The 13747-nt window shown below is 63.2% G+C and carries 14 protein-coding genes; 8 read left to right on the top strand and 6 right to left on the bottom strand.

All coding sequences use genetic code 11. The annotated features are described in order from the left end of the window. From BG57_RS20045 to gcl, 3 genes are all read right to left on the bottom strand, one after another. Positions 1-691, bottom strand: a 691-nt coding sequence (locus BG57_RS20045) for an NAD(P)-binding domain-containing protein (protein WP_035967476.1), incomplete at its 3' end; no start/stop codon positions are given. A 20-nt stretch (positions 692-711) separates the two neighbouring features. Then, positions 712-1512 carry a hydroxypyruvate isomerase gene (gene hyi / locus BG57_RS20040; protein WP_035967474.1) on the bottom strand — a complete coding sequence of 267 codons (801 nt, stop codon included), beginning with the start codon at positions 1510-1512 and terminating at the stop codon, positions 712-714. A gap of 48 nt (positions 1513-1560) precedes the next feature. After that, positions 1561-3336, bottom strand: coding sequence for a glyoxylate carboligase (gcl, locus tag BG57_RS20035; RefSeq protein WP_035967473.1), 1776 nt, complete (start codon positions 3334-3336; stop codon positions 1561-1563). Positions 3337-3512: 176 nt separating this feature from the next. Between gcl and BG57_RS20030 the strand changes: the two genes are divergently transcribed. The 8 genes from BG57_RS20030 to BG57_RS19995 all read left to right on the top strand — a co-directional run bounded on the left by BG57_RS20030 (position 3513) and on the right by BG57_RS19995 (position 9467). After that, entirely contained in the window at positions 3513-4466 is a 954-nt protein-coding gene (locus BG57_RS20030; protein ID WP_035967472.1) for a LysR family transcriptional regulator, read from the top strand. A gap of 123 nt (positions 4467-4589) precedes the next feature. Further along, positions 4590-4961, top strand: a complete 372-nt coding sequence (rpsF, locus tag BG57_RS20025; protein WP_035967471.1) for a 30S ribosomal protein S6 — start codon at positions 4590-4592, stop codon at positions 4959-4961. Between the two features lie 45 nt (positions 4962-5006). After that, positions 5007-5306: a primosomal replication protein N gene (gene priB / locus BG57_RS20020; protein ID WP_014191232.1), complete on the top strand. Its 300-nt coding sequence runs from the start codon at positions 5007-5009 to the stop codon at positions 5304-5306. Positions 5307-5308: 2 nt separating this feature from the next. Further along, on the top strand, positions 5309-5584 hold the full coding sequence (gene rpsR, locus BG57_RS20015) for a 30S ribosomal protein S18 (protein ID WP_007000150.1): 276 nt from the start codon (positions 5309-5311) through the stop codon (positions 5582-5584). 28 nt (positions 5585-5612) lie between these two features. Continuing rightward, on the top strand, positions 5613-6068 hold the full coding sequence (gene rplI / locus BG57_RS20010) for a 50S ribosomal protein L9 (protein WP_035967470.1): 456 nt from the start codon (positions 5613-5615) through the stop codon (positions 6066-6068). Between the two features lie 122 nt (positions 6069-6190). Further along, positions 6191-7582, top strand: coding sequence for a replicative DNA helicase (locus BG57_RS20005; RefSeq protein WP_035967468.1), 1392 nt, complete (start codon positions 6191-6193; stop codon positions 7580-7582). 147 nt (positions 7583-7729) lie between these two features. After that, positions 7730-8356, top strand: a complete 627-nt coding sequence (locus BG57_RS20000) for a DUF47 domain-containing protein (RefSeq protein ID WP_035967466.1) — start codon at positions 7730-7732, stop codon at positions 8354-8356. 100 nt (positions 8357-8456) lie between these two features. Then, a complete protein-coding gene (locus BG57_RS19995) occupies positions 8457-9467 on the top strand; it encodes an inorganic phosphate transporter (protein ID WP_035967464.1) in 1011 nt (336 codons plus the stop codon). 50 nt (positions 9468-9517) lie between these two features. Here the strand turns inward: BG57_RS19995 and BG57_RS19990 are convergent, their stop codons facing one another. From BG57_RS19990 to BG57_RS19980, 3 genes are all read right to left on the bottom strand, one after another. Further along, positions 9518-10324 (bottom strand): SDR family oxidoreductase, encoded by an 807-nt coding sequence (locus tag BG57_RS19990; protein WP_035967461.1) that lies wholly within the window; start codon positions 10322-10324, stop codon positions 9518-9520. 79 nt (positions 10325-10403) lie between these two features. After that, the gene (locus tag BG57_RS19985; protein WP_035967486.1) at positions 10404-11564 is read right to left on the bottom strand and encodes a C40 family peptidase; all 1161 of its coding nucleotides are present in this window, start codon (positions 11562-11564) and stop codon (positions 10404-10406) included. A 197-nt stretch (positions 11565-11761) separates the two neighbouring features. Continuing rightward, positions 11762-13648 carry a PhoH family protein gene (locus BG57_RS19980; protein ID WP_035967460.1) on the bottom strand — a complete coding sequence of 629 codons (1887 nt, stop codon included), beginning with the start codon at positions 13646-13648 and terminating at the stop codon, positions 11762-11764. Positions 13649-13747 lie beyond the last annotated feature (99 nt).

Here is a 13747-nt window from a genome sequence, read left to right as displayed (position 1 = left end):
GGAAGCCCGGATTGAACGTGCGCTTCGTCATGCGCTCGCCATGCACTTCGAGAATGCGCGACGAGGCGAAACCGCCCATCAGCGCCTTGCGCACACGCTCGGGATCGGCGCCCGAGCGCGATGCGAACAGCAGTGCTTCCGCGACCGCTTCGATATTCAACGCGACGATGATCTGATTGGCGACCTTGGTCGTCTGCCCCGCGCCGTTGTCACCGATGAGCGAGATGTTCTTGCCCATCAGTTCGAAGAGCGGCTTCGCGATGTCGAACGACTTCTGCGGGCCGCCTACCATGATCGTCAGCGTGGCTTCACGTGCGCCGACTTCGCCGCCGGACACGGGCGCATCGAGATAATCGCAGCCGAGCGCGTTGATCTTCTTCGCGAACTCCTGCGTATCGAGCGGACTGATCGAACTCATGTCGATCACGAGCTTGCCCCTGGTCAGGCCGTGCGCGACGCCATCGTCGGCGAACAGTACGTTGGCGACATCGGGCGTGTCGGGCACCATCGTGATGACGATCTCGCTGGCTTGCGCGACGGCCGCCGAGTCCGCGACGACTTGCGTTTGTCCACGGATATCGTCGGGGACCGGATACTTGCCGTTCACGACGAGCGTGTGGCCGCCCTTGAGAAGATTGCGCGCCATGTGCGCGCCCATGATGCCAAGCCCGATGAAACCGATCGTTGCCATACTGTGTGCTCCTCCTTTATTCAAGCGGTAACGGCAGCTTCGACACCGCCGATGTTTTGCAGCCAGCCCAGGCCCGCTTCGGTGCCATTGAGCGGCTTGTATTCGCAGCCGACCCATCCTTCGTAGCCGATCGAATCGAGCAGCCCGAACAGGAACGGGTAGTTGATTTCGCCCGTGCCCGGCTCGTTGCGGCCGGGGTTGTCGGCAAGCTGAATGTGCCCGATCGACGGCAGGTTCTTCCTGATGGTCGCGGCCAGTTCGCCTTCCATGCGCTGCATGTGATAGATGTCGTACTGCAGGAACAGATTGTCCGATCCGACCGCGCGAATCACATCCAGCCCTTCCTGCGAACGGTTCAGCGCGAAGCCGGGAATGTCGTACGCATTGCACGGTTCGACGAGCAGCCTGATGCCTTCTCGCTTCAGCGCATCGGCGGCGAAGCGCAGGTTCTCGATGATCGTCGCGCGCGCCTGATCCGCCGATACGCCCGCCGCCGGAATCCCGACGAGGCAGTTCAGTTGCGGCACCTTCAGCGCCTTTGCATATTCGATCGCGCGCGGCACGCCTTCACGAAACTCCGCGACGCGATCGGGCAGGCACGCGATGCCGCGCTCGCCCGCATCCCAGTTGCCAGCGGGAAGGTTGTGCAGGACGATCTGAAGGTCGTTGTCCTTGAGGCGCGTCTGAATGTCGCTGATCGAGAAGCCGTAGGGGAACAGGAACTCGACCGCTTTGAAGCCCGCGTTCGCGGCCGCGGCGAAGCGGTCGAGGAAGGGGACTTCAGTGAAAAGCATCGTCAGATTCGCGGCAAATTTCGGCATGTGTTGTCCTGATTGTCTTGCTGATGGTCGGTCAGTGGCGTAGCGCGTTCAATCGAGCGGCATCACGGCGGTCGGTGCATCGGCCTTGCTTTCGGCGAGTTCCTCGAATTCGTTGATCGCGTCGATCTCGGTGCCCATCGCAATGTTCGTCACGCGTTCGAGAATCATCTCGACGACGACCGGCACCTGATGCTCCGCCGCCATTGCCTGCGCCTGCTTCAGCGCCCCGGCGATGTCTTCCGGCTTGAACACGCGCAGCGCCTTGCAGCCGAGGCCTTCGGCGACCGCGACGTGATCCACGCCATAACCGTCGAGTTCGGGCGCGTTGATGTTGTCGAACGCGAGCTGCACGCAGTAGTCCATATCGAAGCCGCGCTGCGCCTGACGGATCAAGCCGAGATATGAGTTATTCACGACGACATGCACATAAGGCAGCTTGAACTGCGCGCCCACGGCCAGTTCTTCGATCATGAACTGGAAGTCGTAGTCGCCGGACAGCGCGACGATCTTGCGCTGCGGGTCCGCCGCGCGCACGCCGAGCGCAGCCGGAATCGTCCAGCCGAGCGGGCCGGCCTGTCCGCAATTGATCCAGTTGCGCGCCTTGAACACATGCAGGAACTGCGCACCGGCGATCTGCGAAAGGCCGATCGTCGTCACGAAGCAGGTGTCGCGATCGAACGCCAGATTCATCTCTTCGTAGACGCGCTGCGGCTTCATCGGCACGTTGTCGAAGTGCGTCTTGCGCAGCATCGTGCGCTTGCGCTGCTGGCAATCGGCGACCCACGCGCTGCGGTCCTTGAGCTTGCCCGCGGCCTTCCATTCCTTCGCCACTGCCACGAAGAGTTCGAGCGCCGCCTTTGCATCCGACACGATTCCGAGGTCCGGTCCGAACACGCGGCCGATCTGCGTCGGCTCGATATCCACGTGCACGAACTTGCGGCCCTTCGTATAGACCTCGACACTGCCCGTATGACGGTTCGCCCAGCGATTGCCGATGCCGAGCACGAAGTCCGACGCCAGCATCGTCGCGTTGCCGTATCGATGCGATGTTTGCAGGCCGACCATGCCGGCCATCAGCGGGTGATCGTCGGGAATCGCGCCCCAGGACATCAGCGTCGGGATGACCGGCACGCCGAGCGTTTCCGCGAACGTCACGAGCAGGTCTTCCGCCGCCGCGTTGAGCACGCCGCCGCCCGAGACGATGAGCGGCTTCTCGGCGTCGTTGAGCATCGTGAGCGCCTTCTCGACCTGCGCGCGCGTCGCCTTCGGCTTGTAGACCGGCAGCGGCTCGTAAGTCTCGATATCGAATTCGATTTCGGCGAGCTGGACGTCGATCGGCAGATCCACCAGCACCGGACCCGGACGGCCCGAGCGCATCAGATGGAACGCCTGCTGGAACACGCGCGGCACGAGCGCCGGTTCGCGCACGGTGACGGCCCACTTCGTGACCGGCTTCGCGATCGATTCAATGTCGACCGCCTGGAAGTCTTCCTTGTACAGACGCGCGCGGGGCGCCTGACCGGTGATCGCGAGAATCGGGATGGAATCGGCGGAGGCGGAATAGAGACCCGTGATCATGTCCGTGCCCGCCGGCCCCGACGTGCCGATGCATACCCCGATGTTGCCGGGCGCGGCGCGCGTATAGCCTTCTGCCATATGCGACGCGCCTTCGACGTGGCGCGCGAGCACGTGGCTGATGCTGCCCGAGCGCTTCATCGCCGAGTAGAACGGGTTGATCGCGGCGCCCGGCACGCCGAACGCGGTGTCGATGCCTTCTTTCTCCAGCACGAGAACGGCTGCGTCGACGGCTCTCATCTTGGCCATGATTGTCTCCTTCGTTTGTCTCTATCCGTGAATGCTGTCTGCATCGAAGCAGGGTTTCGTTGCACTTTAGAACTGTGAAAAAGGTTTGATAAGATCAGCACGAGTCGCTTTTTCCCAAACTAAAAGTATCGAATGCAGATGTTGCGCGACTCGCTTCGAAGTCAGGAGACACGGAAATGGACCGCTTCAAGCAGATCGAAACCTTCGTGCGCGTTGCCGAGGCGGGCAGCCTCGCCGCTGCGGCGCTGGAAGAGGGCGTGTCGCCGGTGATTCTCGGACGGCGCATCGACGCGCTAGAGAAGCGTCTCGGCGTCAAGCTGATGTATCGCTCGACCCGGCGTCTCGTAGTAAGCGAAGAGGGCGCCGCGTTTCTCGACCGCTGCAAGAATCTGCTCGCGGAGTGGGATCAGGCGGAGAACGAACTCGCGGCGGGGCGTCGCGCGGTGGGCGGGCATCTGATCGTGTCGGCGCCGGCGGCGTTCGGGCGCATGCACGTCGCGCCGCACGCGCCCGCGTTCATCGCCGACAAGCCCGAATTGCAGATGTCGTTCAATCTGACCGATCGCGTCGTCGATCTGTTGCGCGAGGGCTATGACCTGTCGATTCGCATCGGCGGAGCGGTCGATCCGAATTTCGTCGCGGTGAAGCTGGCGGGCAACCGGCGCGTCGTCTGCGGCACGCCGGCGTACTTCAGGAAGCACGGCAAACCGAAGACGCTCGACGATCTGCCGAATCACAACTGCCTCGCGTTCAACCTGCAGGGCGGGCAGAACCGCGGCTGGTACTTTCAGCGCAATGGCAAGCTCGTGACCGTGCGCGTGGCCGGCAACCTCGATTGCAACGACGGCGAACTGCTGCATCGCTGGGTATCGGAAGGGCTCGGACTCGGCTGGCGATCCACATGGGAAATCCAGCGGCAACTGGAGGCGGGCGAACTGGAAACCGTGCTCGACGACTTCGAATTGCCCGCTTACGACATCCTCGCGGTCTACCCGCAACAGCGCTACGTACCGGCGCGAGTTCGCTACTTCATTGATTATCTGAAGGAAATCTACGCGCAGCCGGGATACTGGAGCAGGCGTCTGACCTTGCCCGGCGAGCCGCAGCCGCTCTACGCCCAGTCAAGCTAACTGCTTGAAAAGGCGTTTGAAATCGCATTTGCGTGAGCGCAGACAAGAAGCTATAATCTTCGGCTTCTCACTTGCCGCACCGGTCCGACGCCCGGGTGGCTTCTATCCACAAGGAGTGAATCTATGCGTCATTACGAAATCGTCTTCATCGTGCATCCGGATCAGAGCGAGCAAGTGCCCGCCATGATCGAGCGCTACAAGACCACGATCACGTCGCACGGTGGCCAGATCCACCGCGTCGAGGACTGGGGCCGCCGCCAACTGGCCTACATGATCGAGAAACTCGCGAAAGCTCACTACGTCTGCATGAACATCGAATGCGACCAGGCGACGCTCGAAGAACTGGAACACGCGTTCAAGTTCAACGACGCCGTTCTGCGCCATCTGATCGTCAAGATGAAGAAGGCCGAAACCGGCCCGTCGCCGATGATGAAGGAAGTGCAGCGCGAAGAAGCCAAGAAGGCGGCTGCTCAGCCGACCGAAGCGCAGGCTTAACGACAGCTCATCACTGTCAAGCCACCAGGAAACCGAAACGCTCTCGTGAACCGGCTGCAACTGACAGCAAGCGTCGTGGAACGCGAACCGGTGCGGTACACGCCCGCCGGCATCCCGATCGCAAGCTGCACGTTGCAACACGCAGCGGAAGTCGTCGAAGCGGGCATCGTCCGCAAGATCGAACTGACCCTGCAAGCGGTCGCGGCCGGCGAAGCGAGCGGCAAGCTGGAAAGCTGTCCGATGGGCGTCGAAACACGCTTCACCGGCTTTCTGGCGAAACGAAGCCGTAACGCGCGGACCCTGGTGTTTCACATCACAGAATTGCAGGACATTGGAAAGGACTGAACATGCCCCGCCCGACTGGTAAGAAATTCGACAAGCGTCGTCAGCAACAAAACCCGCTCTTCAAGCGCAAGAAGTTCTGCCGTTTCACGGCAGCCGGTGTCGAGTACATCGACTACAAGGACACGGAAACGCTGAAGGACTTCATCGGCGAAAACGGCAAGATCACGCCGGCTCGTCTGACTGGCACGAAGGCGCACTATCAGCGCCAGCTCGACACGGCAATCAAGCGCGCGCGTTTCCTGGCGCTCCTGCCGTACACCGACCTGCACAAGGCCTAATCAGACGACGCACTAAGGAAAGCCAAAAATGCAAATCATTCTTTTGGAAAAGGTCGTCAACCTGGGCAACCTGGGCGATATCGTCAAGGTCAAGGACGGCTACGCACGTAACTTCCTGATCCCCGGCAAGAAGGCTCGCCGCGCAACGAAGGACGCAATCGCCGAATTCGAAGTCCGCCGCGCCGAACTCGAAAAGAACGCCGGTGAAAAGCTGGCTGCTGCGCAAGCACAAGGCGAAAAGCTGAACGGTTTCACCGTGCAGATTTCGCAGAAGGCTGGCGTCGACGGCCGTCTGTTCGGTTCGGTCACGAACGCGGACATCGCTCAAGCGCTGAAGAAGCAAGGCTTCGCTGAAGTGGAAAAGGCGCAAGTGCGCCTGCCGCAAGGCCCGCTGAAGATGGTCGGCGACCATCCGATCCAAGTGGCGCTGCACACGGACGTCCTCGTCGACGTGACCGTGTCGGTGCTCGGCGAGCACGCGTAAGTCATCGTCGAGGCTTCGTGCCTCGCGAGCAGGAAAGAAGGGCAGGAACCTCCATTGGTTCCTGCCTTTTTTGTTGTCTGATTGAAGCACCGGCCGTCTGATTTCGTCGATAATTCCACCCCATGAACGCACCGTCAAAAGATCCGCAACTCGACGCGCTGAAGGTTCCGCCGCACTCCATTGAAGCCGAGCAATCGGTGATCGGGGGCCTGCTTCTGGACAATGCGGCATGGGACCGAATCGCCGACGTGATGGCGCAAAGCGACTTCTATCGCTATGACCATCGCATCATCTTTGAGCATATCGGCAAGCTGATCGCGGCGACGCGCCCGGCAGACGTCATTACCGTCTACGAATCGCTCAACATGGCCGGCAAGGCCGAGGAAGTCGGCGGGCTCGCGTATCTGAACGCGCTCGCGCAGAACACGCCGAGCGCCGCGAACATCCGGCGCTATGCCGAAATCGTGCGCGACCGCGCGGTGTTGCGCCGCCTCGTTTCCGTCGCCGATGAAATCTCCGCCGACGCCTTCAATCCGCAAGGCAAGGAAGTCCGGCAGATTCTGGACGAGGCCGAATCGCGCGTGTTCTCCATCGCCGAGGACGGTGCACGCGGCACGCAGGGCTTCCTCGAAATCGGCCCGCTCCTGACGCAAGTGGTCGAGCGCATCGACACGCTTTATCACACGGCCAATCCGAGCGATGTGACCGGCACGCCGACAGGCTTCGTCGACCTCGACCGCATGACCTCGGGCATGCACGGCGGCGAACTGATCATCGTCGCGGGACGTCCGTCGATGGGTAAGACTGCGTTCTCGATGAACATCGGTGAATACGTGGCGGTGGAGTATGGTCTGCCCGTTGCCGTGTTCTCGATGGAAATGCCCGGCACGCAACTGACGATGCGTATGCTCGGCTCGGTCGGCCGCCTCGACCAGCATCGCATGCGTACGGGCCGCCTCACCGACGAGGACTGGCCGAAGCTCACGCACGCGGTGCAGAAAATGAGCGAGGCGCAGCTTTTCATCGATGAAACCGGCGGTCTCAACCCGATGGAACTGCGCTCGCGCGCCCGCCGTCTGTCGCGGCAGTGCGGCAAGCTTGGGCTCATCATCGTCGATTATCTGCAGCTGATGTCCGGTTCCGGCAGCGGCGGCGAAAACCGCGCTACCGAAATCTCCGAAATCTCGCGTTCGCTCAAGAGTCTCGCGAAGGAACTCGATGTTCCCGTGATCGCCTTGTCGCAGTTGAACCGTGGTCTCGAACAGCGCCCGAACAAGCGTCCGATCATGTCGGACCTGCGCGAATCCGGCGCTATTGAGCAGGACGCGGACGTCATTCTCTTCATCTACCGCGACGAGGTCTACAATCCCGACAGCCCCGACAAAGGCACCGCCGAAATCATCATCGGCAAGCAGCGTAACGGTCCGATCGGGCCGGTGCGCCTGACCTTCCACGGGCAGTACACGAAGTTCGACAACTTCGCGGGCGTGCAGAACTTCTACGGCGGCGAGTAAGGCCCATCGGCCTTCCTTCGCTGCAAACTGTCAGACCGTTACGACACCTCGTTCGCGCGTCTCCATGGCGCGGTGCGCCACGTGCACCGCGCGGGTACAATACGACGGTTTGATGACAGCCTCATTGACCCATCTATCGGGATTTTCATGTTCGGTCGTTTCATGCCCACCGAGGGCAAATTCTTCGAGATTTTCAACGCCCATGCGAAATGCATGGTCGACGCCAGCCGCGAGCTCGAACTGCTGATAGACAACCTCCCCGAAGCCGAGGTCCACAAGCAGAACGTCCAGGCGAACGAGAAGCGTGCTGACAAGCTCACGCACGAAACCATCGACCTGCTGCACAAGACGTTCATCACGCCGCTCGACCGCGACGAAATCCACAAGCTCATCACGACGATGGACGACATCCTCGATCTGATGGAGGACGTCGCCACGGCCATTTCGCTGTACGACGTGCGCGCGGTGACGTCGGAGGCGAGCCAGCTTGCGCATATCTGCACGGCCACCTGCTTGCGCGTGCAGACCGCGGTCAGCCTGCTCGAGGACATGAAGCGCGCGAGCGAGATCCTCAAGATCTGCGAAGAGATCGACCGTCTGGAGTCGGACGCGGACCGCGTGCTGCGCTCGGCCATGTCCAAGCTCTTCCGCGAGGAAGACGACGTGAAGACGCTCATCAAGCTCAAGGCGATCTACGAGCTTCTGGAGACGATCACCGACAAGTGCGAGGACGTCGCCAACATCATCGAAGGCATCGTGCTGGAAAACGCCTGATCATGCCGCCCGAGCCCGCATGCGCAAGCTGAATATGCGCGGCGGGTCCTGACGACACAGACAGGCCCGTATCTGAGGCCAGTCAAAACAACACCAACTGATGCATTCGATTCAACTCGCCCTCTGGGCTGTCGCTACGCTCGTCATAGTCGCACTCGTGTTCGACTTCATGAACGGCTTCCACGACGCTGCCAACTCAATTGCGACGGTCGTATCGACCGGCGTGCTCAAGCCCCAGCAAGCCGTCGCGTTCGCGGCCGCGTTCAACGTTATTGCGTATTTCATTTTCCACCTGAAGGTCGCCGCGACCGTGGGCAAGGGGACGATCGACCCGAACATCGTCGATCACTACGTCATCTTCGGGGCGCTCGTCGGGGCCATCGGCTGGAACATCGTGACTTGGGTGTACGGCATTCCGTCGAGTTCGTCGCACGCGCTGATCGGCGGGCTGGTCGGCGCGGCGCTCGCCAAGTCGGGCTGGGGGTCGCTGAACTGGGACGGGCTGCTGAAGACCGTTGCGTTCATCTTCATCTCGCCGGTGCTCGGCTTCGTGCTCGGCTCGTTCTTCATGCTGCTCGTGTCGTGGATGTACTTCCGCACGCCGCCGTCGAAGGTCGACCGGCGCTTCCGCCGCCTGCAGCTCGTCTCGGCGGGCCTGTATTCGCTCGGTCACGGCGGCAACGACGCGCAGAAGACCATCGGCATCATCTGGATGCTGCTGATCGCCACCGGCTACTCCTCTGTCGGAGCCGACGCACCGCCGATCTGGGTGATCGCGCTCTGTTACCTGTCGATGGGCCTCGGCACGCTGTTCGGCGGCTGGCGTATCGTCCGCACGATGGGGCAGAAGATCACGAAGCTCAAGCCGGTCGGCGGCTTCTGCGCGGAGACGGGCGGGGCAATCACGCTGTTCGTCGCGTCCATGCTGGGCATCCCCGTTTCCACGACGCACACGATCACCGGCGCAATCGTCGGCGTCGGCGCGACGCAGAAGTTCAGCGCGGTGCGCTGGGGCGTCGCGGGCAACATTGTGTGGGCTTGGGTGCTGACCATTCCCGCGTCCGCCGCGCTCGCCGCTGCGGGCTGGTGGGTCGGCCATCACATTTTCTAGGCACCTGCTCTGCATTCGCCTGCGGCCCGGTCGTTCCGGGCCGCAGCGCATCAAATGATCGGCGACGACACCCCGTCCATCGGGATGATCGCGCCCGACACGTAACTCGCGCGGCGGCTCGCCAGAAATAGGGCGACGTCGGCGATTTCCTCCGGTTTCGCGTAACGTCCGAGCGGCACATTGGCCTGACTGTCGGCCAGCACCTGATCCCGCGTGACGCCTTGTCGCTGCGCCTCCAGTTCGAGCGCCTCTTCGACGCGCTCGGTGAGCGTCGCGCCCGGATTGATCGCGTTAATGCGGATGCCGAGCTTCGCGTAGTGATGCGCGAGGCCGACGGTATTCAGCATCAGCGCCGCGTTGGCCGCGCCGCCTGCGATATGAATGTCCGTCGCGATCTTGCCGCCCATCCCGATGATATTGACGATCGCGCCCGGCTCCGCGTCCGGCTCGTTGCGCAGGCGCTCGGCCATGCGCTTCAGCACGACTTGCTGCGGATAGACGTAGGAGAAGTATTTCGCGTCCATCGCGGCTTTGTAGGCGGCGGCATCGAGCGAATCGGGATCGTAGCGGCGGGCGGCGCCAGCGCTGTTGATCAGGACGTCGATGGGGCCGAGCGCCGCGCTCGCTTCCTCGACGACGTCCTCCGCGCTGTGCGCTTCGTGCAGATCGGCGCGGGCGAGATGGACGTGATGGCCGTCGGCGGCGAGCTGCTCGCGCGCCCGGGCGAGGTTGGCGGCGTCACGCGAGACGATCGCGACTTTGGCGCCTTCACGCGCGAATGCTTTCGCGCAGGCAAAGCCGATGCCCTTGCTGCCGCCCGTGATCAGGACGACCTTGCCAGCAAGACCCAGATCCATGGTGATTCGCTCCTATCGGTTCTTTCGTGCCGCTGTTGAAGATGAACCGGAACACGATAGCAGAGAGGCGCGGCGGGCGTCAGTCGCTGCCGGCCGCGAAGCGGGCAATGGGGTCGTCGCTCTGGGCGGGACGCGCCGGGACGAGCGAGCCGGTCGACGCACGCATCACGCGGACCGGCGGCTCGGCGGGTTCGGCCGGAACGGTCGCCGTTGCGGTGGCCTGTGCCGCGCGAGCCTGCTGGCGTGCGGCGCGCGAGGTGGGCGGCGGCGGCTCGAAGGCGTCGGCGGCAGCCTGGATGGGATCGGGCGCAGCGTCGATGACGACCGCGGCTTGCGCCTGTCGCCTGGCTGCGCTCGACGATGACGGCGGCGGCTCGAAAGCGTCGGCGCTGGCGGGTTGACGAGCGTACGAAGAAGCCGCGGTCGATGTTGGAACTGAACTCGGCGACGCCGATGGCGGCTCGAACGGGTCGACGCCAGCCGTTTGCCGCGCCGGTGCAGAAGCCGAAGCCGCCGCGACAGATTGGCTTCGCGCCGCGCTCGACGACGAGGGCGGCGGCTCGAACGCATCGGCGCGAGCGGCGATCGGGGAGGGCATCGGGCTAGACGCGGGAGCCGCCTGTGACCGCGCCCCCGGCTGAGGTTGCGACGCGATATAAGTCGGCTGATCGAACGGCGTCGGCGCTGTTTTCGCCGACGCGACACGGCGGATTCCGTCGAAACGCTTCGCCCAGTAGGGATTCGTCAGGTAATCGAGCCGCACGGTGCCGCCCGTCGAAGGCGCGTTCACGAACCGCAGCTTGCCCACGTAGATGCCGACATGGGAATGCGGCCGGCCTGTCGTGTTGAAGAAGATAAGATCGCCGGGCGCGACCTCGTCGGGCTGAATCGACTCGCCGCGCCCGCTCATCTCGGCGGTCGTGCGCGGCAGATTCACGGACGCAGCCCGATCGACGACATAGCGCACGAGCCCGCTGCAATCGAAGCCCGCGTCCGGCGTATTGCCGCCCCAGCGATACGGCACGCCGACGAGCGACATCGCCTGAATGGAGATTTCCTCGCGCCCGACGCTGTGATCGACGAAAGTGGGAAAGCCGGGCGGCGGCGCATAGGCCCGGGACGCGGCGCCGCTGCTGGTGCTGCTGCCGGCCGAGGCAGGTTTGCGCATAGCCTGCTGCGGCGCGGTTCCACACGCGGCAAGCATAACGGTGACGATGAGCGGCAGCCAGATTCGACGCATTTCGAGCATGCGGCGAGCCATGCTCGCCGGAACAAATCAATCCGCCGATACTAGCCCGCCGCACGGCCGTGCCGCAACAGGTCGTGACATTTCACTTTAAGTTTCCGCCCTGACTGTTGCGGCTTCGGGACGTTCGGACGAAAAAAAGCCCGATAAATTGCTCCACCGGGCTTTCGCAGCGAACGCGGTTCGACCGCTTAGAGAATGTCCGAAGCGTAGTCCGCGAGACGCGAGCGCTCGCCGCGCGCCAGCGTCACGTGACCGCTATGCGTCCATCCCTTGAAGCGATCGACGACATAGGTAAGCCCGGAACTGCCTTCGGTCAGATACGGCGTGTCGATCTGCGCGATGTTCCCGAGGCAAACGATCTTCGTCCCCGGGCCCGCGCGCGTGACGAGCGTTTTCATCTGCTTGGGCGTCAGGTTCTGCGCTTCGTCGATGATCACGTACTTGTCCACGAACGTGCGGCCACGCATGAAGTTCATGCTCTTCACCTTCAGGCGCGAGCGGATCAGTTCCTGCGTCGCGGCGCGGCCCCATTCGCCAGCGGCATCGTCGGTCTTTTGCAGGACTTCGAGGTTGTCGTCGAATGCGCCCATCCACGGCTGCATCTTCTCTTCCTCGGTGCCCGGCAGGAAGCCGATGTCTTCGCCGACCGGCACCGTCGCGCGCGTCACGATGATCTCGTTGTAGCGCTTGTCGTCGAGCACTTGCGCGAGGCCGGCGGCGAGCGCCATCAGCGTCTTGCCAGTGCCGGCCTGACCGAGCAGCGTGACGAAATCGACTTCCGGGTTCATCAGCAGGTTCAGCGCGAAGTTCTGCTCGCGATTGCGCGCCGTGATGCCCCAAACGTTGTTCTTGTGATGCCCGTAGTCACGCAGCGTCTGCAGGAGCGCGGTCTTGCCGTTCAGCTCGCGCACGACCGCGTGGAACGACGGCTCGCCGTTCTGAGGCTCGAGATAGACGAACTCGTTGACGAGCATCGACGAGCAGAGCGGCCCGGTCACGCGGTAATACGTGGTGCCGGTCTTGGTGTCCTGCCAGCTTTCCATGCCCTTCGCGTGCTTCGTCCAGAAGTCCTGCGGCAGCGGCCGGACGCCGGAGTAGAGCAGGTCCTTGTCTTCGAGAACCTGATCGTTGAAGTAGTCCTCGGCGGGCAGGCCGAGCGCATGCGCCTTGATGCGCATGTTGATGTCTTTCGACACCAGCACGACCTGACGATCCGGCCGCTCCTTCTGCAGCGCCCGCACGACGCCCAGAATCTGGTTGTCCGCCTTGCCGACGGGCAAACCCTCGACCGGCTCGATATCGGTGAGCGTCGTCTGGAAGTACAGGCGGCCGAGCGCGTCGCGATTGCCTTGCGCGGCAAGCGGGATGCCTTCGGACATCTGCCCGCCGTTGGCCACGAGACCATCGAGCGTGCGGCTCACCTGACGCGCGTTGCGCGCCACTTCCGACATGCCCTTCTTGTGATTGTCGAGTTCCTCCAGCGTCATCATCGGCAGATAGATGTCGTGTTCCTCGAAGCGGAACAGGGAACTCGGGTCGTGCATCAGCACGTTGGTATCGAGCACGAAGAGCTTGCGCAGTTCGTCCTCGACCGCGCCGCGCTGGCGGCGCCGGGTCTGCGTGCGGGAATCTTTAGCCGGTGCGGCGCTCGGGGCGGCAGGCGTCGTCGCGGGCTCTTCCGTGCGCGCTTCGCGTCTGGCGCGAGGCGCTTCGTTGCCGGCGTCGTCCGCCTGGCCAGCTTTGTCGTCGGCCTGATCGTTTTTCGCGTGCGCGTCCGGCACGCGCTGCAGCAGCGCGGCAGTCTGTTTCGTGCGGCGTCCGCGCGCAGCCGGCGCGGGCGTTTGCGTCGACGGTTCCGGCGCCGTCTGCGTCAGCACGTCGCTCGCGATGGCGCGCAGCGTATGCGCCGCGTTGGCTGCCTGGGGACGCTCGCTGGCGACGGTCTCGACGGAGCCGTTGGCGTCGTCATCGCTCGTCGCGCCTTTTTTTACTTGCTTCGATGGCCGGGCTTTGGCCTTGTACTCGTCGGCCGGAAGGAGATGGCCGAGCTTGGCCGGGGCGGTAGGCAAAGGCATGGTGTTCCCTCAGAAGGAATCGGGTCATGTATCGTGCGCCGCCTGTCGCATCCTGCTCGTTCGCCCATCTAGCGTTTAGCGCTAAGTGTCCCGCAGTTT

Source organism: Caballeronia grimmiae (genome assembly GCF_000698555.1).
GTDB classification, from domain to species: Bacteria; Pseudomonadota; Gammaproteobacteria; order Burkholderiales; family Burkholderiaceae; genus Caballeronia; species Caballeronia grimmiae.
The sequence above is the reverse complement of the archived record's forward strand: the minus strand, read 5'-3'. Positions and strand labels throughout refer to the sequence as shown.